The organism is Pseudomonas sp. RIT-PI-AD (assembly GCF_025642785.1).
Taxonomy (GTDB): Bacteria; Pseudomonadota; Gammaproteobacteria; order Pseudomonadales; family Pseudomonadaceae; genus Pseudomonas_T.
On the sequence record NZ_JANZKU010000006.1, the window covers coordinates 182,461 to 208,343 of the forward strand.

Annotated in this window: 26 protein-coding genes and 1 tRNA gene; 11 read left to right on the plus strand and 16 right to left on the minus strand. The window is 65.2% G+C overall.

The window, feature by feature from the left end:
* Window positions 1-6 precede the first annotated feature (6 nt).
* Window positions 7-1,434 carry a di-heme oxidoredictase family protein gene (locus tag OGL92_RS07840; protein WP_263142433.1) on the minus strand — a complete coding sequence of 476 codons (1,428 nt, stop codon included), beginning with the start codon at window positions 1,432-1,434 and terminating at the stop codon, window positions 7-9.
* Window positions 1,435-1,600: 166 nt separating this feature from the next.
* Window positions 1,601-2,962, minus strand: a complete 1,362-nt coding sequence (locus OGL92_RS07845; protein ID WP_263142434.1) for an imelysin family protein — start codon at window positions 2,960-2,962, stop codon at window positions 1,601-1,603.
* Window positions 2,963-3,141: 179 nt separating this feature from the next.
* Here OGL92_RS07845 and OGL92_RS07850 point away from each other — a divergent pair, with 179 nt between their 5' ends.
* Window positions 3,142-3,714 carry a LemA family protein gene (locus OGL92_RS07850; protein WP_263142436.1) on the plus strand — a complete coding sequence of 191 codons (573 nt, stop codon included), beginning with the start codon at window positions 3,142-3,144 and terminating at the stop codon, window positions 3,712-3,714.
* Window positions 3,714-4,610 (plus strand): E3 ubiquitin ligase family protein, encoded by an 897-nt coding sequence (locus OGL92_RS07855; protein WP_263142438.1) that lies wholly within the window; start codon window positions 3,714-3,716, stop codon window positions 4,608-4,610. The genes OGL92_RS07850 and OGL92_RS07855 overlap by 1 nt, the downstream gene beginning before the upstream one ends.
* A 22-nt stretch (window positions 4,611-4,632) precedes the next feature.
* Here the strand turns inward: OGL92_RS07855 and OGL92_RS07860 are convergent, their stop codons facing one another.
* The 3 genes from OGL92_RS07860 to OGL92_RS07870 all read right to left on the minus strand — a co-directional run bounded on the left by OGL92_RS07860 (window position 4,633) and on the right by OGL92_RS07870 (window position 8,378).
* Window positions 4,633-6,696: a GGDEF domain-containing phosphodiesterase gene (locus OGL92_RS07860; RefSeq protein ID WP_263142439.1), complete on the minus strand. Its 2,064-nt coding sequence runs from the start codon at window positions 6,694-6,696 to the stop codon at window positions 4,633-4,635.
* Window positions 6,697-6,970: 274 nt separating this feature from the next.
* Entirely contained in the window at window positions 6,971-7,552 is a 582-nt protein-coding gene (sodB, locus tag OGL92_RS07865; RefSeq protein WP_263142443.1) for a superoxide dismutase [Fe], read from the minus strand.
* Between the two features lie 223 nt (window positions 7,553-7,775).
* A complete protein-coding gene (locus tag OGL92_RS07870; protein ID WP_263142445.1) occupies window positions 7,776-8,378 on the minus strand; it encodes a LysE/ArgO family amino acid transporter in 603 nt (200 codons plus the stop codon).
* Between the two features lie 193 nt (window positions 8,379-8,571).
* Here OGL92_RS07870 and OGL92_RS07875 point away from each other — a divergent pair, with 193 nt between their 5' ends.
* Together OGL92_RS07875 and OGL92_RS07880 are read left to right on the plus strand one after the other, a co-directional pair.
* Window positions 8,572-9,465 (plus strand): LysR family transcriptional regulator ArgP, encoded by an 894-nt coding sequence (locus OGL92_RS07875; RefSeq protein ID WP_263142446.1) that lies wholly within the window; start codon window positions 8,572-8,574, stop codon window positions 9,463-9,465.
* A 100-nt stretch (window positions 9,466-9,565) separates the two neighbouring features.
* A complete protein-coding gene (locus OGL92_RS07880) occupies window positions 9,566-10,555 on the plus strand; it encodes an NAD-dependent epimerase/dehydratase family protein (protein WP_263142447.1) in 990 nt (329 codons plus the stop codon).
* Between the two features lie 2 nt (window positions 10,556-10,557).
* On the opposite strand, the gene OGL92_RS07885 is transcribed toward OGL92_RS07880, so the two are convergent.
* Entirely contained in the window at window positions 10,558-10,821 is a 264-nt protein-coding gene (locus tag OGL92_RS07885) for a hypothetical protein (RefSeq protein WP_263142448.1), read from the minus strand.
* 319 nt (window positions 10,822-11,140) lie between these two features.
* Between OGL92_RS07885 and OGL92_RS07890 the strand changes: the two genes are divergently transcribed.
* A complete protein-coding gene (locus OGL92_RS07890; RefSeq protein WP_263142450.1) occupies window positions 11,141-11,965 on the plus strand; it encodes an ATPase in 825 nt (274 codons plus the stop codon).
* 48 nt (window positions 11,966-12,013) lie between these two features.
* Here the strand turns inward: OGL92_RS07890 and OGL92_RS07895 are convergent, their stop codons facing one another.
* From OGL92_RS07895 to OGL92_RS07905, 3 genes are read right to left on the minus strand one after another with little or no spacing between them, the layout of a single operon-like run.
* Window positions 12,014-13,063: an alkene reductase gene (locus OGL92_RS07895; RefSeq protein ID WP_263142452.1), complete on the minus strand. Its 1,050-nt coding sequence runs from the start codon at window positions 13,061-13,063 to the stop codon at window positions 12,014-12,016.
* 17 nt (window positions 13,064-13,080) lie between these two features.
* Window positions 13,081-14,244 carry an MFS transporter gene (locus tag OGL92_RS07900; protein ID WP_263142454.1) on the minus strand — a complete coding sequence of 388 codons (1,164 nt, stop codon included), beginning with the start codon at window positions 14,242-14,244 and terminating at the stop codon, window positions 13,081-13,083.
* A 48-nt stretch (window positions 14,245-14,292) separates the two neighbouring features.
* Window positions 14,293-14,595, minus strand: coding sequence for a metalloregulator ArsR/SmtB family transcription factor (locus tag OGL92_RS07905; protein WP_263142455.1), 303 nt, complete (start codon window positions 14,593-14,595; stop codon window positions 14,293-14,295).
* Window positions 14,596-14,716: 121 nt separating this feature from the next.
* On the opposite strand from OGL92_RS07905, the gene OGL92_RS07910 reads away from it, so the two are divergent.
* A complete protein-coding gene (locus OGL92_RS07910; protein WP_263142458.1) occupies window positions 14,717-15,313 on the plus strand; it encodes an ACP phosphodiesterase in 597 nt (198 codons plus the stop codon).
* A 13-nt stretch (window positions 15,314-15,326) separates the two neighbouring features.
* Here OGL92_RS07910 and OGL92_RS07915 read toward each other — a convergent pair whose 3' ends face one another.
* The 3 genes from OGL92_RS07915 to OGL92_RS07925 form a co-directional block, all read right to left on the minus strand.
* On the minus strand, window positions 15,327-15,752 hold the full coding sequence (locus OGL92_RS07915) for a DNA polymerase III subunit chi (protein WP_263142460.1): 426 nt from the start codon (window positions 15,750-15,752) through the stop codon (window positions 15,327-15,329).
* An 8-nt stretch (window positions 15,753-15,760) separates the two neighbouring features.
* A complete protein-coding gene (locus OGL92_RS07920) occupies window positions 15,761-16,189 on the minus strand; it encodes a DNA polymerase III subunit chi (protein ID WP_263142464.1) in 429 nt (142 codons plus the stop codon).
* An 81-nt stretch (window positions 16,190-16,270) separates the two neighbouring features.
* The gene (locus tag OGL92_RS07925; RefSeq protein ID WP_263142466.1) at window positions 16,271-17,758 is read right to left on the minus strand and encodes a leucyl aminopeptidase; all 1,488 of its coding nucleotides are present in this window, start codon (window positions 17,756-17,758) and stop codon (window positions 16,271-16,273) included.
* Window positions 17,759-18,244: 486 nt separating this feature from the next.
* Between OGL92_RS07925 and lptF the strand changes: the two genes are divergently transcribed.
* On the plus strand, window positions 18,245-19,360 hold the full coding sequence (lptF, locus tag OGL92_RS07930) for an LPS export ABC transporter permease LptF (protein ID WP_263142467.1): 1,116 nt from the start codon (window positions 18,245-18,247) through the stop codon (window positions 19,358-19,360).
* Entirely contained in the window at window positions 19,353-20,414 is a 1,062-nt protein-coding gene (gene lptG / locus OGL92_RS07935) for an LPS export ABC transporter permease LptG (protein ID WP_263142469.1), read from the plus strand. Before lptF ends, lptG begins: the two co-directional genes overlap by 8 nt.
* Before the next feature lie 48 nt (window positions 20,415-20,462).
* Here lptG and OGL92_RS07940 read toward each other — a convergent pair whose 3' ends face one another.
* Both OGL92_RS07940 and OGL92_RS07945 read right to left on the minus strand, forming a co-directional pair.
* Entirely contained in the window at window positions 20,463-20,960 is a 498-nt protein-coding gene (locus OGL92_RS07940) for an RDD family protein (RefSeq protein WP_263142471.1), read from the minus strand.
* Between the two features lie 95 nt (window positions 20,961-21,055).
* Window positions 21,056-21,268 carry a cold-shock protein gene (locus OGL92_RS07945; RefSeq protein ID WP_143486974.1) on the minus strand — a complete coding sequence of 71 codons (213 nt, stop codon included), beginning with the start codon at window positions 21,266-21,268 and terminating at the stop codon, window positions 21,056-21,058.
* Between the two features lie 571 nt (window positions 21,269-21,839).
* Between OGL92_RS07945 and OGL92_RS07950 the strand changes: the two genes are divergently transcribed.
* Entirely contained in the window at window positions 21,840-22,085 is a 246-nt protein-coding gene (locus OGL92_RS07950) for a hypothetical protein (RefSeq protein ID WP_263142474.1), read from the plus strand.
* Window positions 22,086-22,242: 157 nt separating this feature from the next.
* Entirely contained in the window at window positions 22,243-22,446 is a 204-nt protein-coding gene (locus tag OGL92_RS07955; protein WP_263142476.1) for a hypothetical protein, read from the plus strand.
* A gap of 109 nt (window positions 22,447-22,555) precedes the next feature.
* Here the strand turns inward: OGL92_RS07955 and OGL92_RS07960 are convergent, their stop codons facing one another.
* Window positions 22,556-23,287 carry a hypothetical protein gene (locus OGL92_RS07960; RefSeq protein ID WP_263142477.1) on the minus strand — a complete coding sequence of 244 codons (732 nt, stop codon included), beginning with the start codon at window positions 23,285-23,287 and terminating at the stop codon, window positions 22,556-22,558.
* 786 nt (window positions 23,288-24,073) lie between these two features.
* On the opposite strand from OGL92_RS07960, the gene OGL92_RS07965 reads away from it, so the two are divergent.
* Window positions 24,074-25,387, plus strand: coding sequence for a PAS domain-containing methyl-accepting chemotaxis protein (locus OGL92_RS07965; RefSeq protein ID WP_263142480.1), 1,314 nt, complete (start codon window positions 24,074-24,076; stop codon window positions 25,385-25,387).
* Between the two features lie 402 nt (window positions 25,388-25,789).
* Here the strand turns inward: OGL92_RS07965 and OGL92_RS07970 are convergent.
* Window positions 25,790-25,874: transfer RNA gene (locus tag OGL92_RS07970), tRNA-Leu, on the minus strand.
* Window positions 25,875-25,883: the final 9 nt, after the last annotated feature.

Consider the following 25,883-nt stretch of genomic DNA (forward strand, 5'->3'; position numbering starts at 1 on the left):
GGCTCCTCAGAGTGAGTTCAGAAAGGCCAAGAGCGCGTCGCGCTGCTCGGCATCGAAGGTCAGGACGGACTGCTTGGCCGATTCGGCCTCGCCCCCGTGCCAGAGGATCGCCTCCAGCAGGTTGCGCGCACGGCCGTCGTGGAGGAACTGGGTGTGGCCGTTGACCGCCGCGGTCAGCCCGATGCCCCACAGCGGCGGCGTGCGCCATTCGCGGCCGCTGGCCTCGAATTCGCCGCGCTGGTCGGCCAGCCCCTCGCCCATGTCGTGCAGCAGCAGGTCGGTGTAGGGGCGGATGAGCTGCCCGGCCAGTTCCGGCTCCGCCGCGTCGGCGGCGGTGGTGAAGGCGGGCACGTGGCAACGCTGGCAGCCGGCCTGGTGGAACAGCGCCTTGCCGCGCAGCACCGCCGGCGCCTCGACCTGGCGGCGCGCGGGTACGCCGAGGTTGCGGGTATAGAACAGCATCTGCGCGAGGATGTGGTCGCTGACCTCGGGGTCGCCGCCGTCGATGGCGGCGAGGCAGTCGGTCTGCGCCGGCGTGCAGTCGTCATGCCGCAACGCCGAGGTGGTCAGGCCCATGTCCGCGGCGAATGCATGGATGTTCTGCTGATTCAGGCTGGGTTGCCCGGCTTTCCAGCCGAAGCGGCCGATAACGGTCTCGCCGCGGGCATCGTCCCAGACCCGGTTGGGCCGGCCGCGGATGCCGTCTCCATCGCGATCCTGTGGGTCGGCGTTGGCCAGGATGGCGTCTTCCGGGATGGCTTCGAGCAGGCCCAGGCCGATCATCGGCGGGGCAATCCGCGCGGACATCTCCACCTGCGGGTGCAGCGGGCCGTAGCCGAGCTGGGTGATGCGCAGGGTGGGGCGGCGCAACTGCGCCCGGGTGCCGTCGGCGAACGCGATCGGCAGGTATTCGTAGTCCATGCGCACCTTGCCTTCGGGGGCGACGCCCGGAACCGCGACATCCTGCAACTGGCCGCCATAGACTGGCTCGGGCACCACGCCCAGGCGCTTCACCAGGGCGGCGTGCTCGGCGGTGGCCAGCGGCTTGATCGACAGCCGCACCAGCATGGACACCGCATTGTCCGCGTCGGGTCCGGGCGGATGGCCGCGGCCATCCTTGATATGGCAGTTCTGGCAGGCGTTGGTGTTGAACAACGGGCCGAGGCCGTCGCGGGCGGTGGTGGAGGACGGGGCGATGACCCAGGGGTTGCGGAAGAAACTGTTGCCGACGCTGAAGTCCAGCCGGCGGGTGGGCGAAAGGTTGCCGGAGGGCATGGAGAAGGCGTTGCGTCCGACCTGTCTGACCGTCGCAGCACCGGCGGAAAGTGCTTCGCCCGGCTCGGCCTGGGTGAAACGCGGAGCCTGGTCGCACGCCGCCAGGCACAGGGCCAGCAGCAAGGGGGGCAGGCGGCGAAGGGCCGTAGGGGCGGGCATCGCGGGAATCCAGGACAGCGCGGACAAGGGCGGCAAGCTTAGCAGGCCAGGGGGTTTTGAATAAGAGCAATTAGCATTTGCCGAGCGCCTCGGAAGGGCGCGAAGCGCCGGAATCCGTGGGATCGCCGGGAACTGCGGCGTTGCGCCGCGGTTCCCGGCGCGCTGATCAGAACTCGTGGTCGGCGTTGTCCGGGTTCAGGTCGTTGATCCCGAGTTTGCCGGCGGCTTGCTCGATCGCACCGGTCTGCTTGACCAGGGACGCGATGCTGTCACGGATCAGTTGCTGGCCGGCAGTATTGTCCGGCGCGATCAACTGGTCGAAGTGCACGCCGTTCTTCTCGGCACTGTCCACCAGCGCCTGGAGCTTGGCCTCGGTGGCCTCCAGGTCGGCCTTGAGGGTGGCGTCGGCCTGGGCGTCGGCCTTGGCCACCAGCGAGGACAGGCTCGCGCCGCTCAGGGTGGTGCCGTCGACCTTCTTGTACTCGCCCAGGTAGACGTTGCGGATGCCCTTGGCGTTGTAGAACAGGGTGTGGTGGGTGTCGTCGCTGAAGCAGTCGTGCTCGTCTTCGGTGGAGTTGGCTTCCAGCGCCACTTTCATGCGCTCGCCCGCCAGTTCGCCGAGGGATAGGCTACCCATGCCGAACAGCATCTTGCGCAGACCGTTCTCGCCGCTTTCGGCTTCCAGCTTGGCGCGGTAGTTGTCGGCGACGCCGGCTTTCCACTGGCCGGCCATTTCTTCCAGGTCGCTCACCAGCAGGTCGGTGGCGGCCTTGAGGTAGGCGCGGCGACGGTCGTTGTGGCCGCCGGTGGCACCGGCGCCTTCCAGGTAGTCGCTGGCCGGACGGTTGCCGGCGCCCGGGCCGGTGCCGTTCAGGTCCTGGCCCCAGAGCAGGAATTCGATGGCGTGGTAGCCGGTGGCGACGTTGGCTTCGGAACCGCCCAGCTCGTTCAGGCTGGCGAGTTTCTCGCCGGTGATTTCCTTGACGTCGATCTTGTCTTCGCCGACCTGGATCTCGGTGTTGGCGATGATGTTGGCGGTGGCCGCAGGGTTGCCCTGGGCCTGGGCGGTATCGGCGGCGACGTAGTCGATCAGGCCTTCATCCAACGGCCAGGCGTTGACCTGACCTTCCCACTCGTCGACCACCGGGTTGCCGAATCGGAAGGCTTCGCTTTGGGAGTACGGGGTGCGCGCGGCCAGCCAGGCCTCGCGGGCGGCTTTCAGGGTGGCGTCGCTGGGGTTGGCGAGCAGCGCGTCGATCGCCTTCTGCAACGTCTGGGCGGTGCTCAGGGCATCGCTGAACACGGCCTCGGCCATGTCGGCGTAATGCGTCACGACCTGCTTGGCCGCCGCTTCGTCGACCTTGCCGGCCGTCGCCGCCACGGGAGTCGCGGCCGGAGCCGGCGCGGCGGTGCTCGCGGCCGGGGCAGGGGCCTGCGGTGCCGCGGCTTTTTCCTTGTCGTCGCCGCAACCGGCGAGAGAAATGGCGATGGCCAGCAAACTGGCAGTGGCCAAAGGCGTACGGATCATGGCGGAGTCCTTTGCTTTAGGTGTTGGCGGATACGCTGGAAAACCGCGACATAATGCGAAAGATTTGCATTTTTGAAAAGGCCGATGAGGCATTTGGCCAGGTTAAATCCCGTGAGGGGGTTCTCGTTGAAGAACCACCCGTGCCGTTAGAATGCCAGCAACCTTCCGGAGAGCCCTTCATGAACCTCGTCCTAGTCGCCCTGCTGGTCGTCCTGTTCCTCGTCATCGCCTATGGCGTGATCCTCTACAACGGCCTGGTGCGGCTCAAGCACGGGGTCGCCAAGGCCTGGGCGAACATCGACGTGCTGCTTCGCCAGCGCCACGAGGAGCTGCCCAAGCTGGTGGAAACCTGCAAGCAGTACATGCAGCACGAGCGCGGCACCCTGGAGGCGGTGATCCTCGCTCGCAATGCCGTGGCCAGCGCTCGCGAGAAGGGCGACATCGCCGCGCTGGGGCAGGCCGAGAGCGGCTTGCGCAGCGGCCTCGGGCAGTTGTTCGCCCTGGCGGAGAACTACCCGCAACTGCGCGCCAACGAAAGCTTCCAGCACCTGCAGCAACGCATCACCGGCCTGGAGAACGGTATCGCCGACCGCCGCGAGCTGTACAACGACGCGGTGAACCTGAACAACGTGCGCATCGAGCAATTCCCCGATGTGCTGATCGCCCGCCGCTATGGCTTCAAGCCGGCCGAGCTGCTGGTATTCAGCGAGGCCGAGAAGGCCGACGTGGACATGAAGTCGCTGTTCGGCTGATGGACCTGCAGCAACTGGCCTTCGGCCTCACTTTCGGCCTGGGTGGCTGCCTGGGGGGCGGATGGTGGTGCCTGCGACGCCTGGCCCAGGCGCGCGTCCTGCTGGATACCCCGACCTCGAAGATTCGCTCGGCGGCGCAGGGCTACGTCGAATTGAACGGGCAGTTGCTGGCGCAACCCGAGGCGATCATCGTGGCGCCGCTCTCGGGCACGCCTTGCCTGTGGTGGCGCTTCCGCATCGAGGAACGCAGCGGCAGCGGCAAGAACCGCCAGTTCCGGGTGGTCGACATGGGCAGCAGCGAGGCCTGGCTGCGCCTGGACGACGGCACCGGCGAGTGTCTGATCGATCCCCGCGGCGCGGAGATACGCCCGGCCACCCGCGAGGTCTGGCAGGGCGACACCCCGCGCCCCTCGGCCAGGCGCGCATCGAACGGTTTGTTCGACCTGCTCAGCGGCGGTAACGATTACCGCTATATCGAGGAGCGCTTCCATGTGGGCGAATCCCTGTATGCCATCGGCGAATTCCGTACCCTGGGCGGCGGCGGCCAGGCGTTCGACGCAGAAGCGGCGCAAGGCGCGGTGATCCGTGAATGGAAACGCGACTACGGCGATCTGCTCAAGCGCTTCGACAGCGATGGCGATGGGCAACTGAGCGAAGCGGAATGGGCGCGCGCGCGCCTGGCCGCGCGCCTCGAAGCGGAGGATCGCCAACGCCAGGCAGTTCTGGCGCCCGCACGGAATCAGCTGGGTCGGCCGGCGGAGGCATTGCCGTTCATTCTGTCCAGCGAGGCCGAGGATTCCCTGGTCGGCCGGCTGCGGCGCCAGGCCCTGCTGGGGGCCGCGGTTTGCCTGGTGGGCGCGCTGGCCAGCGCCTGGATGCTCGGGGTTTATCTGTGAGTGGGCAGGGTGGCCCGGTTCGTCAGAGCGTGGCCGGATTGGCCGCCGAGTTGAGACGGCGCGCCTGCTTGAGGAACGCCGTGAGTTCCCGGGCGGGCAGCGGCTTGCTGTACAGGTAGCCCTGACCCTCGTTACAGCCCTGGGCGATGATGTAGTTCTCCTGCTCGAGGGTTTCCACGCCCTCGGCGATCACCTGCATGCCGAGGCTCTTGCCCAGTTGGATGATGGCGCGAACGATGGTGGCGTCGTCCTCGTCCTCCAGCAGGTCCTGGACGAAGCTCTTGTCGATCTTGATCTTGTCCAGGGGCAGGCTCTTCAGGTAGCTCAGTGATGAGTATCCGGTACCGAAGTCATCGATGGCGATCAATGCACCGGAGCGGCGCAGGCTCAGCAGGTGCTGGGCGGCGGTGCTGATGTCTTCCATCAGGCCGGTTTCGGTGACTTCCAGCTCCAGGCTGCGCGGCGGCAGGCGATACATCTGCAGCAGGTTGTTGACCATCCGCGGCAGCTCGGCATGGTGCAACTGCACGGTGGACAGGTTCACCGCCATCCGCAGTTCGGTGAAGCCTTGGTCGTGCCATTCGCGCAGTTGCCGGCAGGCCTGGTCGAGGATCCATTCGCCGATGGCGATGATGCTGCCATTCTGTTCCGCCAGGGGAATGAACAGGTCCGGCGGCACCAGGCCGTGTTGCGGGTGTTGCCAGCGCAGCAAGGCCTCGATGCCCACCACGCGGTGGTCGCGGTAGTCCACCTGCGGCTGGTAGACCAGGTACAGTTCTCCGCGCGGCAAGGCTTCGCGCAGGTCCTTCTCCAAGGCCCGGCGGCGGCGCATTTCGCTGTCGACGCTGGCGATGTAGAACTGGTAGCGATTCCGCGAGCGGTTCTTCGCCAGGGTCATGGTCTGCTCGGCTTTCTGCAGCAGCTTCTCGGTGCTGTCGCCATCCTCCGGGAACAGGGTGATGCCGATGGTGGCGCGCAGCCGTACTTCCTGCTGTTCCAGGGCGAACGGCGCCTCGAGGTCGTCCAGCACGCTCTGGGCGAGTTCGGCCGCTTCGTAGGGTTGCTCGATATCGGCCTGGACCAGGGCGAACTGGTCGCCGCCCAGGCGAGCCAGGGCGCCCAGGCGCCCGCTGTGGGCGCGCAGGCGATCCGAAAGGGTGACCAGCAACTGGTCGCCGATCTGATAGCTGAATTGTTCGTTGATGCCCTTGAAGTCATCCAGGCCGACGCAGAGCACCGCGACCCGCCGCTGCATGCGCCCGGCGTTTTCGAGGATCTGGTCGAGCTGCTGTTGCAATTGCTGGCGATTGGGCAGGCCGGTGAGGAAGTCGTATTGCGACATGCGCAACAAGCTGTTTTCCGCTTCCCGGCGCAGGTGGGTGTTGCGTTCGATGGAGGCCAGCAGGTCGTTGGCGGTGTTGATCCACAGCCCCAGTTCGTTCTTCTCGTTGCCCGGCAGCATGGGGAGCTTGTGTTCGCTGGGTCGATCCGGGTTGATGTTGCTCAGGTGCTCGATGATCTTCGACAGCGGCTTGGTCAGCAGCCAGTGATAGACCAGGTAGAGCACCATCCCCAGGGCCAGGGCTCGAAGGACCCCGGAGATGAAGATGATCACCGAGCTCATGACGAAATCTTCGCCGTAGGGCGCGGTGTCCAGGGTGATGCTGAGGTCGCCGTAGTACTCGCCGTAGGGCCCCTTGCCCACGAGGCGGGTGCTGAAGGTCTGTTCCTGGCCGAGGATCGGGTCGGTCAACCAGCGGGTGGGCAGGCTCGAAAGGGGCCGCTCCTTCTCCGCCAGCATCGGCTCGTTGGGGTGACCGATCGCGGCGACCCGCACCGACTCGTGCTGGAACAGGCCTTCGATGACCTGCATGCCCATCTCCCGGTCCAGGCTGTACACCGCCTGGGTCGAGGGGTCGCGAAACATCCCGAGGATCCGGTGCGCATCGTTGGCCACGGCCTGCCGGGACTTGTAGACGTCCAGAACGATCTGCGCGCAACTCAACAGCACTCCTACCACCAAGGCCGAGAGCAACACCACGCGCAGCAATTTCAGCGACAGGCTGTGTTTGAGTTCCAGCTTCAAGTAGAACTCCTTGTTCGATGCCGGAGGGGTATCAGACCGATGTGAGTATTGGCAAACAGATGTAAGCCGTCAAAGGGCCATTACACCGGTGGCCCGTTTCATCGATCCAGCGCGTACGCTGGGAGAATAACGCCGCCTCGGGCATGTGTCGCCCATGGCGGTGCGACAGGTGAACGCAGGCTTAAGGCAGGAAGGGCGACACTGGGTGCGAAGACGGAGGGTACGAAAAAAGAAACCCGGCGTAGGCCGGGTTTCTTCGAGCGGTCTGGCAGGATCAGGCGGCGTAGTTCTTGGCCACGAAGTCCCAGTTCACCAGGTTCCAGAATGCCTCGACATACTTCGGACGCAGGTTGCGGTAGTCGATGTAGTAGGCGTGCTCCCAGACGTCCACGGTCAGCAGCGGGGTGTCGCCGCTGGTGAGCGGGTTGCCGGCGCCGATGGTGCTGGCCAGGGCCAGGGAGCCGTCGGCCTTCTTCACCAGCCAGGCCCAGCCGGAGCCGAAGGTGCCGATGGCGGTCTTGGTCAGCTCTTCCTTGAACTTGTCGAAGGAGCCGAAGGCGGCGTTGATGGCTTCCGCCAGCGCGCCGGTGGGCTGGCCGCCGCCATTGGGCGTCAGGCAGTTCCAGTAGAAGGTGTGGTTCCACACCTGTGCGGCATTGTTGAAGATGCCGCCCGAAGAGGTCTTGATGATCTCTTCCAGGCTCTTGCCTTCGAACTCGGTCCCCGGGATCAGGTTGTTCAAGTTCACCACGTAGGTGTTGTGGTGCTTGTCGTGATGGTATTCCAGGGTTTCGGCGGAGAGGTGCGGCTCGAGGGCATTCTTTTCGTAAGGCAACGGCGGCAATTCGAAAGCCATGATCTATCTCCTTCTCAGGTCAGGATATTTTGCGACGAGCGCGAGGCCGTTCACGGGCGGCCAATGTGCGGCTGGTGAGTTTGTACTCTTCTGGCCGCGAACCCCGGATCATAGCATCCGACCTGCGGCATAACCACGCGGCAACTGTATGGAAAAGCCGATGGCAAAGGGCTCGCCGGCCTTTCGCCGATGCTTTCCCCAAAGGCGTCGGGAGCGCAAAACGCTAGTCGCCCAGAAGGAGCTGGAACGCCACCCCGAACATCATCAGCGCGACGCTCAGGTCGAGCAGGCGCCAGGTGAGCGGGCGGGCCAGCCAGGGCGCCAGCCGGGACGCGCCGAGCGCCAGGCCGAAGAACCAGATCAGCGAAGCGCTGGTGGCACCGGCCGCGTAGGCGGCCAGCGAGGCCTGCTGGACACCGAGCGAGCCGATCAGCAGGACGGTATCGAGGTAGACGTGGGGGTTGAGCAAGGTGATCGCCAGGGTCGACAGCAGCACCGCGGTGCGCGAATGACTGCGGCTCTCGCCGGCACGCTCCAGCCCTTGGGGGCGCCAAGCGCGCAGCAGCGCCTTGACGCCGTAGCCGAGCAGGAAAAGGATGCCGCCGCCACGAACCAGACCCAGCAGCGTGGGGCTCTCGGTGAGCAGGCGGGCCACGCCGAAGACCCCGGCGCAGATCAGCAAGGCATCGCACAGCACGCAGACCGCCGCCACCATCAGGTGGTGCTCGTGGCGCAAGGCCTGGCCGAGGACGAACGCGTTCTGGGCGCCTATGGCGATGATCAGTCCCGCGCAGACCAGCATCCCGTTGAGGTAGCTCTGCCACATGGCGTCAGGACTCCCCCGGGCGGGAGGGCCGGTCGGGCCCGCGACAGGGCGCGGCAAGGTGGAACGAAGGCGTGGGGGCGTGACGGGACATGGGGGCGGCTCCGAGTGAAATCGAGCGCACCTTGGCAGTTCTGCTGGTATAAGCGAAACGAATCCTCCTGATCATGCATTAGTTAAATTCATAAGGGGTCTCGTGTTCGATTACAAATTGCTCGCCGCCCTGGCGGCGGTGGTGGAGCAGGCCGGCTTCGAGCGGGCTGCGCAGGCGTTGGGCCTGTCGCAATCGGCGGTTTCCCAGCGGATCAAGTTGCTCGAGGCCCGGATCGGGCAGCCGGTGCTGGTGCGCGCCACACCGCCGACCCCGACGGAAGTCGGCCGACGCCTGCTCAACCACGTGCAGCAGGTACGCCTGCTGGAGCGCGACCTGCAGGGCCAGGTGCCGGCGTTGGACGAGGGCGGATCGCCGGAGCGCCTGCGCATCGCGCTGAATGCCGACAGCCTGGCGACCTGGTGGGCTTCGGCGAGCGCGGCGTTCTGCGCCGAACGCCGGGTGCTGCTCGACCTGGTGGTGGAGGACCAGGATGTCGGGCTGCGGCGCATGCGCGCCGGCGAGGTGGCCGGTTGCCTCTGCGGCTCCGAGCGGCCGGTGTCCGGAGCACGCAGCCTTCCGCTGGGCGCCATGCGCTACCGCGCGGTGGCGAGCCCCGCGTTCATGGCCCGGCATTTTCCCCAGGGGCTGCGGAAGGACCGCCTGGCGGCGGTGCCGGCGATCGTGTTCGGCTCCGATGACCAGCTCCAGCATCGCTACCTGGCGGCGTTGGGCATCGGGGGCGGTTTTCTGCATCACCTGTGCCCGTCGGCGGACGGCTTCTTCAGGCTCGCCCTGGCGGGGATCGGCTGGGGCCTGGTGCCGGAGCTGCAGGCGCGCACGGCGCTGGCCGCTGGCGAGCTGCTGGAGCTGCTGCCGGAGCGGCCGATCGACGTGCCGCTGTATTGGCACCACTGGCGTAACGGCGGCGATTTGCTGGCGAGCCTCACCGAGCACCTGCGCCGGCAGGCGCCGGCCTGGTTGGTGCCGCCGGCATGAAAAGCGCCGCTCGACCGCAATGGCCTCGGGTTTGGCTCGCAACGCCAGGGCGGGCGGTTCGTCGCGCTGGTAGAGTCAGCCGCTGGCTGAGGAGAGCGATATGAAGATTCTGGTGACCGGGGCGAGTGGCTTCATCGGCGGACGCTTCGCGCGTTTTGCGCTGGAGCAGGGGTTCGGCGTGCGCATCAACGGGCGTCGGGTGGATGCGGCGCGCGAGCTCCGTGCGGCCGGCGCGGAGTACCTGCCGGGCGACCTGGGCGACCCCGCGTTCGCCAGGCGCTTGTGTAGCGATATCGAGATGGTGGTGCACTGCGCCGGCTCGGTGGGCGTCTGGGGTCGCTACGCGCAGTTCCACCAGGCCAACGTCGAGGTGACCGAGAACTTGGTGGAAGCCTGCCTGAAGCAAAGGGTCCGCCGCCTGGTACACCTGTCCTCGCCGTCGATCTACTTCGACGGCCACAGCCACCTCGGCATCCGCGAAGAGCAGGTGCCCCGGCGCTTCGCCGATCACTACGGCAAGACCAAGTTCCTGGCCGAGCGCAAGGTGTTCGCCGCCGAGGAGTTCGGCCTGGAGACGATCCTGCTGCGTCCGCGCTTCGTCACGGGCGCCGGCGATACCAGCATCTTCCCGCGGTTGATCGCGATGCAGCGCAAGGGGCGCCTGGCGATCGTCGGCGAGGGTCTCAACCGCGCCGACTTCACCAGCGTGCAGAACCTCAACGAGGCGATCCTGTGCGCGTTGCTGGCCACCGGAGAGGCGCTGGGCAAGGCCTACAACATCAGCAACGGGCAGCCCGTCCCGCTCTGGGACGTGGTCAACTACGTGATGCGCCGCCTCGACCTGCCGCCGGTGACCCGGCATGTGCCCCTGGCGCCCATGCAGTGGGCGGCGACCCTCAACGAGACGCTCTGCCGCCTGCTGCCGGGACGGCCGGAGCCGGCGCTTTCCCGGCTCGGCGTCGCGGTGATGGCGAAGGACTTCACCCTGGACATCGGGCGTGCCCGCCAGTACCTCGGCTATGAGCCGCGCGTCAGCCTATGGAACGCGCTCGACGAGTTCTGCGACGACTGGAAGGCACGCCAGCGCTGATTTCATCCGCGCAGCGGGCCGGCGTACTGAGTGTACTTCTCAATCAATTGCTCTTCGGTCAGCGCGGGTGCCGCGACCTGCGTGCCGCTGAGTTCGGCGAGGCGTTCGCCGAGCGCCTGGGTATCGGGATTTTCCGACTGGCCGCAGGCGGCCAGCATGGCCGTGATCGCGTCCGCCTGATTGAGGCGGATATCCAGCGCCTGTTCCTCGCGTAACCGGCGGCGTATCGCCTGCATGCAATCCAGTACTGCCTTGGTCAATTCCATGCGCTATCCCCCTGTTCGAAGAATGCCGGCAGGGCCGGCGTGTCGGGTGGCTCGCCGCGTTCGACCGGAGTCGCGCGTGCGCGCCGGGCGGCATGTTCGGATCTGGTGCCCGTTATGCGCCGAATGCCCACCGGAGCCGGTCAGCAATTCGCGTACCAGTTCACAAAAACCCTTTGTTCTGGCTGTGCGGCGGGAACCCGCTCCGGCTCGGCGCCGTTGCGGTGCAGCTCGCACCGCCTTGGCGCGAAACTGCTGGGCGCCGTGTGGAATCGGTATACTGCGCGCCCATCGCTGTTGAGCGTTCTTCCGAAGGTTTCCCATGCGCAACGATGCTTTCGACGAGCTGGACGATGTGCCCAGCCTGACCACCGATGTACGCGACCGCGAGCTGGGTCCGCTTCATTCGGCCGCGGACGCCCCGGCAGGCTATGGCCGCGCCGTCGACGCCCGGCCGCGCGGGCCCGCGACCGGGCCGCTGTGGGCACTGATCGGAGCCTTGGTGATCGCCCTGGGCGGTCTCGGGTGGTGGAGCTTCCAGCAGATATCCCTGATGGAGCAGCAACTGGTGGCGACCCAGGAGAGCTTCGCCCGCATCAGCGAGGAAGCCGCCGGCCGCATCCAGGACATCAGCGGCAAGGTGGTGGCGACGGAATCCAACGTCACCAGCGGCAGCGAAGCCCTGAAGCTGAGGGTCAAGCAGTTGGAAGGCAAGTTGGCCGAGCTTGGCACCCAGCAACAAGGGGCGCTCGGCCAGCAGGACGGAGTGGACAAGCGCCTGGAACAACTGGCTGCGGACGTGAAGGCGCAGCAGGACGCCAATGCCCAGCTCGACGCCCGTCTCAAGGCGCTGACCGAGGCCCAGGACAAATTCTCGGCCGCCGGCCAGGCGGCGCTGGCCCAGTTGGATACGCAGCTCAAGGCCCTGTCCGCGGAGATCGCGGGCCTGAAGAAACAGGGCGACCCGACCCAGGCCATCGCCCGCCTCGAGCAGGATCTTCTGGTGTTGCGCAGCGAAATGGATAGCCGTCCGACGGCCAGCAACAGCACCGCCGAATTCGATGCGTTCCGCGGCCAGGTGACCCGTAACATCAGTGCCTTGCAAAGCCAGGTGCAGAACCTGCAGCAACAGCTCAACAACCGCTGAGGCGGCCGATATGAAAAACCCCGCCGAGGCGGGGTTTTTCATGGGCGGTCACAGGCGTGGATAGTCGATGTAACCGACTGGGCCGGCGCCGTAGAAGGTCTCCGGATGCGGTTCGTTCAATGCCGCGTCCTGCGCGAGGCGCGCCGGCAGGTCGGGGTTGGCGATGAAGTCCTTGCCGAAGGCCACCGCATCGGCCTTGCCGCTTTCCAGCCAGGCCGTCGCGCTTTGTTTGGTGAAGCCTTCGTTGGCGATGAACACACCGCCGAATTCCTTCTTCAAACGCGGCACCAGGCTGTCGTCGGCGGCATGCTCGCGGGCGCAGATGAACGCCACGCCGCGTTTGCCCAGCTCGCGCGCCACATAGGCGAAGGTCTCGGCGCGGTTGGAGTCGCCCATGTCATGGGCGTCCGCACGCGGGGCCAGGTGCATACCGACGCGTCCGGCGCCCCATACGGAAATCACCGCATCGGTCACTTCCAGCAGCAGGCGCGCGCGATTCTCCAGGGAGCCGCCATAGCGATCGGTGCGCGTGTTGGTGCTGTCCTGGAGGAACTGGTCGAGCAAATAGCCATTGGCGCCGTGGATCTCGACGCCGTCGAAACCGGCGGCCTTGGCGTTCTCGGCGCCGCTACGATAAGCCTCGACGATGTCGGCGATTTCCTCGGTCTCCAGGGCGCGCGGGGTGACGTAGCCACGCTGCGGGCGGACCAGGCTGACGTGGCCTTCGGGCTTGATGGCGCTGGGCGCCACCGGCGTTTCGCCATCCAGGTAGATCGGGTCGGAAATCCGCCCGACGTGCCAGAGTTGCAGCATGATCCGGCCGCCGTTGGCGTGTACCGCCTTGGTCACGCCGAGCCAACCCTGCACCTGTTCGTCCGACCAGATGCCGGGCGTGTCCGGATAGCCCACCCCCATCGGCGTCACCGAAGTGGCCTCGCTGAGGATCAGGCCGGCCGAGGCGCGCTGGGTGTAGTACTCGGCCATCAGCGCGTTCGGCACGCGGCCCTGGTCGGCACGGCAGCGGGTCAGCGGCGCCATGATGATGCGGTTGGGAAGTTCGAGGTCGCCGATCTTGATCGGGTCGAAAAGCGTGGGCATGAAGGAATCTCCGTTGATTAATCGAGAGCCGCGATGGGCTCGGGCTTGCGTTGACTGAAGGTCAGCAGGGTGGCGAGCAGGGCGAGCGCGGCCAGGCCCGCGGCCGCCAGGGGAACTCGGGTCAGGCCGTAGCCTTCGCTGAGCACCAGGCCGCCGACCCAGGCACCGAGGGCGTTGCCCACGTTGAAGGCGCCGATGTTCAGGGTCGAGACCAGATTGGGCGCTCCCTGGCCGAAGGCGACCACGTTCACCTGCAAGGCCGGTACGGCGGCGAAGGCGGCCACGGCCCAGAGGAACAGGGTGACCTCGGTGGCGATCAGCGACTGGCTGGTCCAGCTCAGGGCCGCGGAAATCAGCGCCAGGACGGCGAAGACCCCGACCAGGGTATGCATCAGGCTGCGGTCGGCCATGCGGCCGCCCAGCACGTTGCCGAGGGTCAGGCCGAGACCGATCAGCAGCAGGGTCCAGGTCACGCCCCGCGGCGATACGCCGGTGACCTGGCCGAGCAGCGGCGCGACGTAGGTGAACAGGCAGAACATCGCCGCGGCGAACAACACGGTGCTGCCGAGGGCCAGCCACAGGCCGGCGCCGCCGAGGGCGGCGAGCTCGCTGCGCAGGTCGGCCTTCTCTTCATCGGCCTTATCCGGCAGCACCCGCCACAGGCCGACGAGGGCCGCCACGCCGAGCAACGTCACGCACCAGAAGGTCGAGCGCCAGCCGGCGGCCTGGCCGAGGGCGGTGCCCAGGGGCACGCCGAGCACGTTGGCCAGGGTCAGCCCGGTGAACATCAGGGCCACCGCCGATGCGCGGCGATTGGCCGGGACCAGGCTGGCGGCGACCACCGAGCCGATGCCGAAGAACGCGCCATGGCAGAGCGCGGTGACCACCCGCGCGATCATCAGCAGGCCGTAATCGGCGGCCAGGGCGCAGAACAGGTTGCCGCCGATGAAGACCCCCATCAGCGCCAGCAGCGCCCGCTTGCGCGGCAGTCGAGCGGTGGCCATGGCCATGAAGGGCGCGCCCAGGGCGACGCCCAGCGCATAACCGGTGACCAGCCAGCCCGCGCCGGGTATGGAGACGCCCAGATTGGCGGCGACATCCGGCAACAGGCCCATGATGACGAACTCGGTGGTGCCGATGGCGAACGCGGAGAGGGCGAGGATGAGTAGCGAGGGAGGCATGGGCCGGGTTCCTGTGGAGCTGGGTTGAGACGGACGGGGATGTCGGGGCTAGAGCTCGTCGCGGATCCGGCGAAGGAACTCGTCGAGGGTCGCTTGGTTGCGCTTGAAGAAATTCCATTGGCCGACCCGGCGACTGGTGACCAGCCCGGCGCGCTGCAAGGTGGCGAGGTGGGCGGAAACCGTGGACTGCGACAGGCCGGTGCGCTGGTCCAACTTCCCGGCGCAGACCCCAATCTCGAGGGGATGATCCTGGTCGACGAAGTAACGCTCGGGCTCCTTCAGCCAGTGCAGGATGTCCCGGCGCACCGGGTGGGCCAGGGCTTTTATGACTTCATCGAGATCGATCGGCATCGGCTGGCTCGTCGCGTATCGGGTTGAGGCGAACCTTATATCGGACTTGCACGATATACAGATCGTTCCTGCCGATAGTCGCTATCGACTGCCGTGATGCGGATCGCGGTAAGCTTGCCCGATGAACTACCTCGCTCATCTCCACCTGGGTGGACCCGCCCCGGAACAACTGCTCGGCAGCCTGTACGGCGACTTCGTCAAGGGGCCGTTGGGCGGTCGTTATTCGCCGCGCATCGAGGCGGCGATCCGGCTGCACCGGCGTATCGATGTCTTCACCGATGCCCATCCGCTCACCGCCCGGGCACGGGCGCGCTTTCCCGAAGAGCGTCGACGCACGTCGGGCATCCTGCTGGACCTGTTCTTCGACCATTGCCTGGCCTTGCACTGGGGCGACTATGCCGAAGAGCCGCTGGAGCGCTTCACCTCGCGCGTCTACGGCGTGCTGACCACGGAACCGGCGTTGCCGGAACGACTGGTCGGCGTGGCGCCTTACATGGCGGCTCAGGACTGGCTGGGCAGCTATCGGGATTTCAGGGTGTTCGAGCGGATCATCGCCGGCATGAGTGGCCGGCTGTCGCGTCCGCACCTGCTACAGGGCGCCTACGCTGAATTGGACGAGCTGTACGGCGTGCTCAGCGAGGACTTCCGGGCTTTCTATCCGCAACTGATGGCTTTCGCCCGCGCGGCGCTGGCCGAAGACTCCGACCCGGCGGGTTGACCGGCGCGCTCGCTCAGCCTTTGCGCGGCGGCAACAGCCGGTTCAGGCGGGCTTCGAGGCGCCGCTTGAGCTCGGCCTCGATCTGCGGCACGAAATCGTCGATCACATCCTGCAGGATCAATTGCGCGGCGGCACGCAGTTCGCTGTCGAGGCGATTCAGTTCGGCCGCCGAAGTGGCCGCATGAGGCAACTCCAAGGGCGGCGCAGCCGGTTCGGCTTTCGCCGCAGCGGGTGGACGGCCCGCGGCGGAAGCGAGTGAGGGAGCGGCCCGGGCATCGGTGGGCGGCGGCGCCACGACTTCGGACAGCAGGGGAATGTTGTCGATATCGAGGGTATCGGTGAGCAGCGGCGGTTCGAGGTCGCTTTCGTCGAGCAGCTTGCGGATCGACTCGAGGTCGTCCAGCAGAGCGGGGCGGGGCGGCAGTTTGGAGTTGTCCATGGTTCGGATCAGAGGCGCGGCAGGCGGTGATCCTGCAGAGGATAGCCGCGCTCGCGGTAGAAACGGAAATTCTCCCGCGCGGCCTGGCGGATCGATGGCTCTTCCACCACCAGTTCGGCGATTCGGGCGAAGCGTTCGTAGAACCCCGGAACCGTCAGCGCGAGGTTGATCAACAAGTCGTTGTGGCTGCCCGGGTCGTCGCCCAGGCCGAGGGCGACCTGCGCCTCGGCATCCGTTTCGCGCGCGTCGTGGGGCACGAAGGCTTCGCCCTTGAAGCTCCACAGGCAGGCATCCAGTCGCTCGCGCTGCGGCGCGTCCTGGCAATGCAGGTAGACCCGCATGCCCTGCCGCCAGGCCTTCTCGGCGAGGCGGCAGGCGACGGTCAGGCGGGCATCGGGATCGCCGCTGGGCAAAATGTAGAAGTCGACTCGGGTCATATACGGCTCATCTGAACGGACACCGGTGGCGACCGACGGCTATCGGGTCGGACCGGCTCCCAAGGGAGCCGGCCACCAGGCTCAAGCCGGGTTCGCGCGGTCCAGCAAGTATTGCGTCAGCAGCGGTACCGGGCGGCCAGTGGCGCCTTTTTCCTTGCCGCTGATCCAGGCGGTGCCGGCGACATCCAGGTGCGCCCAGGGATACTGCTTGGCGAAACGCGACAGGAAGCACCCCGCGGTGATGGTGCCAGCCTTGGGGCCGCCGATGTTGGCGATGTCGGCGAAGGGGCTGTCCAGTTGCTCCTGATAATCGTCGAACAGCGGCAATTGCCAGGCACGGTCGTCGGCATGGATGCCGGCGGCGAGCAGTTGCTGCACCAGCGCGTCGTCGTTACCCATCAGCCCGGAAGTGTTGCTGCCCAGCGCGACGATGCAGGCGCCGGTGAGGGTCGCGATGTCGATCACTGCCTTGGGTTTGAAGCGCTCCACGTAGGTCAGCGCGTCGCACAGCACGAGACGGCCTTCGGCGTCGGTGTTGAGGATTTCCACGGTCTGCCCGCTCATCGTCGTGACGATGTCGCCGGGACGGGTCGCGCGCCCGCTGGGCATGTTCTCGGCGCAGGCGAGCACACCGACCAGGTTGATCGGCAAGCGCATTTCCAGCACGGCACGGAAGGTGCCGAACACGCTGGCGGCGCCGCACATGTCGTACTTCATCTCGTCCATGTTGAGACCGGGCTTGATGCTGATCCCGCCGCTGTCGAAGGTGATGCCCTTGCCCACCAGCACGTAAGGCTGCTCGCCTTTCTGCCCGCCCTGGTAGTTGAACACGATCAGCCGCGGCGGCTGCTCGCTGCCCTTGGCCACGGCGAGGAACGAGCCCATGCCCAGTTCGTGCAGCTTCTTCTCGTCGAGCACGTCGACCTTGAGATTCGGGTGCGCCTTGGCCATGGCCTTGGCTTCTTCGCCGAGGAAGGTCGGATGGCAAAGGTTCGGCGGCAGGTTGCCCAGGTCGCGGGTCAGGGCCATGCCGTTGGCGATCGCCTGGGACTGCAGGCGCGCGCGCTCGACGGAGGCCAGGTCGGCCTTGTCCGTCAGCAGGGTGATCTTCTTCAGGGCGTAGGGTTCGGCCTTCTGGCTCTTGAACCGGTCGAACTGGTAGAGGCCATCGGCCAGGCACTCCACCATCAGGCGTGCCTGGGCGTAAGCGTCGCGGCCCTTCACCTTCAGCGCACCCAGGGCCAGCACCGCGTCCGTCCCGCCGAGGCCCTTGAGGGTCGCGAGCAGGCTCGCGAGCAGTTTGCGGAATTGCCGGTCGGACAATTCGTCCTGGCCGCTGCCGACCAGCAGGACGCGTTCGGCCTTGAGGTTGGGCAGGCTGTGCAGCAACAGGCTCTGGCCGACCTTGCCGGCCAGGTCGCCGCGTTGCAGCACGGACGTGATCGCACCGCCGCTGGCCGCATCCACGGCCTGTGCGACGTGGCCCAGGCTACGGCCTTCGCTGACGGCGAGGACCAGCGTGGCGGTTTTCAAGCTTTCCGGACGAGCACTTTTGACAAGGAATTCCATGGTGAGGTGTCCTTAAGACAAGTGGTCGGGATCGAGGCTTGATTCGATCCGTCCCTGTAATGATCGATCGATGTTCTCGGTGCGAATGCGATCGGCGGTGGCTGCGCGATCCGTCCGTTGGAGCGGCGGGCGTCCGGAAACTCCGACTCGAGCGCGGGCGAAACGATCCGCGAGGTTCGCGGACTGGCGCTCGGTGCCGGACCGATGCGCGGCGAGCGGCATGGGTGCACGGCCACGCATGGTCGCACACGTGTGGCGCGTATCCTACTGCCGCCCGATACCTATGCCCAGCCTTCCCCCGCCTCGCGAACGCCAGCGCCAACCCGCGGTCTACGCCTTCCGCGGCACTGCCTATTCCGTGACACGCACTTCGAATCGCTGGATAATGCCGGCTATTTTTCAGGCGCCGCCGGTAAGTGGGCGGGCATGAGCGCGGCCGGTCCGTGCGTGGCCAACCGAGCCTGACAACCCTGGAGTGTCCCTGGTTTGATCGTTTTCCGTTACCTCTGCCGCGAGGTTCTGCTGACCCTCAGTGCGGTCACGGCCGTCCTGCTGGTGATCATCATGAGCGGCCGTTTCATCAAGTATCTCGCCCAAGCCGCCCAGGGCGCCCTGGATCCCGGTGTGCTGCTGCTGATCATGGGCTACCGGCTTCCCGGCTTCCTGCAATTGATCCTGCCCCTTGGGCTGTTCCTCGGCATCCTCCTCGCCTATGGCCGGCTCTACCTGGACAGCGAGATGACCGTGCTCACCGCCACTGGCATGAGCCAGCAGCGGTTGATGGCCTACAGCCTGGCGCCCGCACTGCTGGTGGCGCTGCTGGTGGCCTGGCTCAGCCTCGGGCTGGCGCCGCAGGGGGTGACCGGGGTCGCGCGCATCCTCAACCAGCAGGACGCCCTCACCGAATTCGACACGCTGGTTCCCGGCCGCTTCCAGACCATGAAGAACGGTTCCCGGGTCACCTACACCGAAACGCTGTCCGAGGATCGCGCCCAGTTGGGCGAAGTGTTCATCTCGGAAAAACGCGTGGCGGAGAACGGCAAGGAGCGAGGGATCGGCGTGCTGGTGGCCGAGCGGGGACGGCAAGTGATCCAGCCCGACGGCAGCCGCTACCTGATCCTGGAAAACGGCTACCGCTACGACGGCAATCCGGGCATGGCGGATTACCGGGCGGTGCAATACGAAACCTACGGCGTCCTGCTGCCGAAGCCCGAGGTCAGCTCGGAGATCGGCGAGCGCGAGGCGGTGCCGACCGCCGACCTGATCGGCAGCGACAACCCGCGCTACCAGGCCGAGTTGCAATGGCGCCTGTCGATTCCCTTGCTGGTATTCATCGTCGCCTTGCTGGCGGTTCCGCTTTCGCGCGTCAACCCGCGCCAGGGGCGTTTCCTCAAGCTGCTGCCTTCGGTCTTGCTGTACATGGGCTACCTGGCCTTGCTGATCGCGGCGCGGGGGCAGTTGGACAAGGGCAAGATTCCCATGGCGATCGGATTGTGGTGGGTGCACCTGATCTTCCTCCTGGTCGGCCTGGCGTTGCTCTACTGGGAGCCGATGCGGCTGAAGTGGGCGTCGCGTCGTGCGCAGGAGGTGGCCCATGGCTAAGCTCGACCGCTACATCGGCATCACGGTATTCGTCAGCATCCTCGCCGTGCTGGGCGTCATCCTCGGGCTCGCCCTGCTGTTCGCCTTCATCGACGAGCTGGGCGATATCAGCGGCTCCTATAGCCTGGGGCAGGCCTTCTCCTACGTGATCCTGACCGCTCCCAGGCGGGCCTACGACATGCTGCCGATGGCGGCGCTGATCGGTAGCCTGATCGGCCTCGGCAGCCTGGCCAGCAGCAGCGAGCTCACGGTGATGCGCGCGGCCGGGGTGTCCATCGGGCGGATCGTCTGGGCGGTGATGAAGCCCCTGCTGGTGCTGATGCTGGCGGGTGTGCTGGTCGGCGAATACCTGGCGCCCTGGAGCGAAAACATTGCCCAGGCCGACCGTTCCCTGGCCCAGGGCGGAGGCGATGCGCAAAGCTCCAAGCGCGGCCTCTGGCATCGCCAGGGCCAGGAATACGTGCACATCAACGCCGTGCAGCCCAGCGGGATCCTCTACGGCGTGACCCGCTATCACTTCGATGGGGAGCGTCACTTGCTGTCGGCCAGTTTCGCCAAGCGTGCGGTGTACGAAGGCGATCACTGGCAATTGGACGATGTGGCGACCACCTTTTTCCGCGAGCGCAAGACAGAGGTGGTCCAGGCCGCCAGCGAGCGCTGGGACATCGAATTGCAGCCTCAACTGCTCGGGACCGTGGTGATGGAGCCGGAGGCGCTGTCGATCACCGGGCTTTGGCGCTACATCCATTACCTGGCCGACCAGGGCCTGAACAACGGTCGCTACTGGCTGGCGTTCTGGAGCAAGCTGTTGCAGCCGTTGGTCACCGCTTCGCTGGTGCTGATGGCGATTTCATTCATCTTCGGGCCGCTGCGTTCGGTCACCCTGGGGCAGCGCGTGTTCACCGGCGTGGTGATTGGCTTCGTGGTCCGGATCAGCCAGGACCTGCTGGGGCCGTCCAGCCTGGTCTTCGGCTTCTCCCCGCTGCTGGCGGTGTTGATTCCCGCAGGGCTGTGCGGGATAGCCGGCGTCTGGTTGTTGAGGCGCGCCGGCTGATACATCGTCCGGAAAGAAAAAGCCGTCCCTTGGACGGCTTTTTCTTGATCACTTCCTGTGGATGTTCTTCGGCAACTGCACGATCAGGCTTTCCGAATAGCGGTCGTGCCAACTGCGCCGCTGCCTGTCCCAGAGCATCCAGAGAAAGCCCAGGCCGAGGCACAGCCAGGAGCCCAGGGCGATGACGAAGCGCAGCAAGGCCTGCCACAGGCCGATGGCCGAGCCGTCGGCGTTCTGCACGCGAATGTTCCAGACCTGCATGCCCAGGGTCTGCCCGTTCCTGGTCCAAAAGTAGGCGAAGAAACCGAACAGGCTGAACAGCAGCAGGGTGGCGAGCAGGGGGTCGTGGTCGAGCGCGCCCGCTTCGGACAGGGCCCGCAGCCGCTCGCTGCCATAAATCAGGCGAAGGAGGATGTGCTGATAAGCGAGCGTCACCACCATCATCAGGGCAACGCATAGCAGGCTGTCGTAGAAGATGGCGGCCAGGCGGCGCACGAAGCGGGCGGGGGGGAAATCGCCCTGGGGGCGCAGTGGGTGATTCGCCATGGCGGGCTCGCTAATCGGAAAAGGGCGCATTCTACGAAATCCCAGGCAAAAAAAAGCCCCTGATGTCGCCATCAGGGGCTTCCTAGCAGAGACTATCAGCCCAGAATCTGGACTTGGTCAGCCTGCATGCCTTTTTGACCTTGTACCGCGACGAAGCTAACGCGCTGGCCTTCTTTCAGGCTCTTGAAGCCGTTGCCTTCGATAGCGCGGAAATGTACGAACAGATCCGGACCGCTCTCAGGGGTAATGAAACCAAAACCCTTCTCGTCGTTAAACCATTTAACGGTGCCGTTTTGACGATTCGACATGTCTTATTTCCTTGAAACTAGAGTTGATGACAGCCTCTATGGCTCTAAAGCATAGAGGGCTGGAACTGGTTGCAGAGAGTAAGAGAAGTCGAGCGGGATGTAGCGGATCTGTAGGATCTACTGCACCAGGTCACGATTCAACAGCGACCCATGCAAACACAGTGGGCACACTCTACGCTAACTCTCTGGCAAATGCCAACCCCCGAAAAGCGATGCTTGGCAGGGGGGCGGGAGAGAACATACACCCGAACCCGTTACGTTTGTATGGGGCTCGAAAAGATTGTTCGCCGCTTGCCCGATGAGCGGCGCGCGGAACCACGTCTCCATGCCCTGAAAGGGCCGTTCTAGAGGCTTCGAAAGGTTTCTAGTCGCGACGGGAACGGCGCTGCGGCAAGCGAGTTTCCAGTTCCTCGGGACAAGGGTGCACGCCTATTTCCGCGTCCGTGTCGGCAGGCTAGGGAGCCTTGCCCGCGACTTGGGGGTGAAAATAAACGCCCGATGGCGGGGAATCTTTCTCGCCTGGACTGCTGTCCATTGTTTGACCCAGTCGATTGGCTCAATGGAGAAGCAGATGGCTCGCAAGCATTTCAAAGAATTCGAGGCGATTTCGTCCGCCTACCCCGAGGACGGTGGCTTCAAGGCGGTGATTGGTGTCATGCGTCGCAATGCCCAGGAAAAGCCCCATTTCCACAAGGTGGCGAACGACCAGGCCTACGCATTGGCCAGCGAGGCCGACGAAGCGGCGGAAGCGGCCTTGACCAAGGTGCTGGAAATCACCGACGAAGGCGAGTTGATCTGGGAAGAGCACGCGGTCTGACGCCCTGTAATGCATTCAGCGCGGCACATCCGCCAGTACAGGTCTTGGCATCCGCTCGTCCTATCGGACGATTGGCCTGGGATGCTGTGGAACGTGTGTTCGTCGCCCTCTATCCAATGCGTACGGGTCCAGCTCTGGACTCGTTCGAGAGGTGCCTATGAACAACGACTCGTCTGATGTCGAAAAGGATCCCGGGACGATAAACCATCCCGGTGGTGGCGGTTCTCCGCCTGGAATGAACGATCCGGGCAATGAAGATCCCGGTTCGCTGGTGGAGGATGTCGTGAATCCTCAGGAACCCGAAGTCGCTCCGGACGATCCGGATATCGAAGGCGTCGACGGCTCGGGACAGCCGAGCTAGATCGCTCGAAAGCCCAGAGCCCTGGGCTTTTCCACTTTCGAAGGGCATATGCCCTTCGAGCGCTTCATTCTCTTCTAAAAGCCCTTATGGCCCTTTCACGTGCCCCCAGCTATTGGCTGGTATCGCAGGCGAACATCATCTGCAAGCGCAGAGCCCGGTCGGTCACTCGCATCACGTGTTTCATGCACTCATCGTAAGCGTTGGAGCCTGACAGTCCGTTCCCGCCGGCAGGCGCGGTCTTGGCCGGCACCACGGTTTCCGGCGCTTTTGCTTCCAGGGCGCGTTTGATGTCGCCGTTGTCCACGGCCTGGGCGAGCGCCAGCTTGCCGGCCTCGATGAAGTTGGCGATTTGCCCTGACCACTTGGTTTGCTGGGTCGCCAGGGTCTTGCCTTGATGGTCGTAGACCGTGGCGGTGAGGTCGTAATCGAAGCGGGTATGGACATAGGTATCGCTTTTCCATTCCCGGACCTGTATGACCAGCAGCACCTCGCCCGGATTCTCCGATTTGGTTGCCTTGTAGATTTGCGTATTCGCCTTGATCCCCGACCGCTGCAGACCGGATACCAGGGCCTGTTGAAGATCGGTCGCGAGCGACCCGCCGCTGAGGGTGACGACATTGAACGGGTTGTAATACCCGCCGCGCATGGTGCCGACATAGTTCGGATGCTTGCTGCGGGAGAGTACGTAGGGCCGCTCCTCGATCACCGAGACCGCCACGGTATCGCGGGTCGCCAGATTGAGGTTGGGCACCGCCGTCGTGTAATCGATGCGCCGTCCGAATGCGCAGGCGGCGAGTTGTGAAACCAGGGCCAGCAATACGATGGTCCGAATGATCCTCATGGAGCTCCTTAACAGCTGTTTGCGTCCGGGTCGACGGCGTTCTGCGATGGTTTCCGCCGTGCAGTGACGCGATCGAAGTGAGAGTGAAGCAGTACGGCATCCAGCCTGACATCGGCGGGCGCTTTCGCCTGTCGCGGCGCTTCGCAAGGGGCAGCCGCGTAGCGACAGCTTGCCTGCTTTCGAGGCTATGGCTCTTGTCTAGCGTGGTACTGGCGAAGGGGCATCATATCCTCTTCGTGCGGGCGAAATAAGCAGGCATCCCTCGAGGAGCCCGACCCGGCGCTTCTGAACATAACCCGGTCAACGTGAGCATCCGGAAAATGGAGGGTTGTCCCGAGTCGTGCTGTTCGTGGGGGCAAGCACGAAACCGTGCAGTGCCAGCGCTTGGTTTGTCCGCTCGCAACGCCCGCAGCAGAGCGGCGCGAAGCGCTTCGTCATGCCAAGTGACGGGCCGAGAGGTGGGTAGTCCATGTTCGACTACACTCAGGCGGAGATGCCGATTCGATACTACGGGGGTTCAGCAAGCTCCCGGCAGCCTGTGTCAGGGCGTGGAAACCACTTGCAAGGTTCCAAGGCGGGAGCGGCAGGCATACGGGGGTCTTGACGATTTCCGAGAAGGCGCCTTCGCATTACGTCCACGAGGCCCAAGACGCCAGGCTTCGGAAAACAGAGCGCGGTCCCAGGGCGCTCTGTCGATCGAAGAGACCCGCCACCAACCGCTGGAGCCCTGGCACAGCGAAACGGTCATTTGGAAAGGTTGAAACGGCCCGCATTCGGAGAACGAGCATGTTCAGCAACCGCTTGAAAAAGGACTTGAGAGCAAAAGACGCCGAATTGTCTCTTCTTCGACAATTTCACGCGGGCCTGCAGGCCGAGATGATCATGCTGACGGTCGATCCGGAGTACCGGATCATCGAATTCAACGACAACTTCTCCCGGTTCCTCGGGTACGACAGGAACCGGCTGCAGGATCTGCCGCTGAACGACGTGGTTCCCGCTTACGTCAAGACGCTGTCCTGTTTTCGCAATCTTCGAGAGGCCGTCGGCAAAGGAACTTCGGTCAGCGACCGTTATCGTTTCCTGCGCTCCGACGGGGCGCTGGTCTGGTTGCAGGCGTGCTGGCAACCGCTCATGGACGAGGATGGAAAGCTGCTGAAAATCCAGTGCCTGGGCACGGAAATAACCGAATCCATGGACAAGGCCCGCGAAAACGAGGACTTCATCAAGGCCCTTCTTCGCTCCACCGCGGTCATCGAGTTCGATCTGGCAGGCCATGTGTTGACCGCCAACGAACGCTTCCTCCAGGCGATGGGTTACAGCCTCGACCGGATAAAAGGCAAGCACCACCGTATGCTCTGCGAACCCGAAGAAGCCAACTCGCCCGGTTACGCGGATTTCTGGGCGAGGCTGAACCGCGGCGACTTCGTGGCGGGCCGATTCAAGCGCTTAGACAGCCATGGGAACCCCGTCTGGCTAGAGGCTACCTACAATCCGGTGCGAGACACCCAGGATCACCTGTACAAGGTGGTGAAGTTCGCCATCGTGATCACCGATCAGGTTGTTCGTGAGATCGAGGTGAACGAAGCCGCCGACATCGCCTATGAGATTTCCCAGAAAACCGACCTGAGTGCCCAGGAAGGCGCCCGCGTGGTCAACAGCACCGTGCAGACCATGCAGCGTATTTCCGAAGAAACCCAGTCTGCCTCCGAAAGCATGGCGGCCTTGGGTAAACAGTCCCTGCTGATCAGCACCATGGTGCAGACGATCGGCGGCATCGCCCGGCAAACCAACCTGCTCGCGCTCAATGCGGCCATCGAGGCGGCGCGTGCCGGCGAACAGGGGCGGGGTTTCGCCGTCGTCGCCGACGAGGTCCGGCAATTGGCCAGCAGCACCAGCGGCGCCACCGAGGAAATCGTCTCCGTGGTCCAGCAGAACCAGATGCTCGTCGATGACGCGATCAAGAACATGGCCAGTAGCCGGGAGCAGGCGGAGAGGGGGCTGACCCTGGCCAACCAGTCGGGCGCTGTCATCGTCGAGATCCAGCAGGGGGCCAAGCAAGTCGTGGGTGCCGTGGAGCGCTTCGCCAATCAGTTGAAGTGATCGCCGAACCCGGTTCGACGATGATCGATTCCGCGCGCTGACCGAGAATCCGTGGAGGGGCGAACCATTCGCGGCGAAGGCCCTCGATTAGGGCGCTTGGCGCCCTTGCACGGACGGGATGGAGCCACTTCCTCGGCCATCGTCGCGGCAGGAGTGTTCTCCTGTGAGGGGCGCATTGGCGAATGCGGGTGGCTGTGGGACAAAGCGGCGCTTAAGGGGTACCGGCCGAACAGGGCTCTGGAAGTCCAAGGGCGATGCGGGTGCCGCCGCGTTCCAGATAGGCTTGTATGGCGCCATGAACCGTAGCGATTTATGGCGGTGCATGCGGGCACAAAAAAACCGGCTCTAAGGCCGGTTCTATTGGGTTCCAGGTGCTGGGTGGCGCATCCTGAAACGTGTTCGTGGTGCCCCGGGGGAGACTCGAACTCCCACTCCTTTCGAAAACGGATTTTGAATCCGCCGCGTCTACCGATTCCGCCACCGGGGCACAATGGCG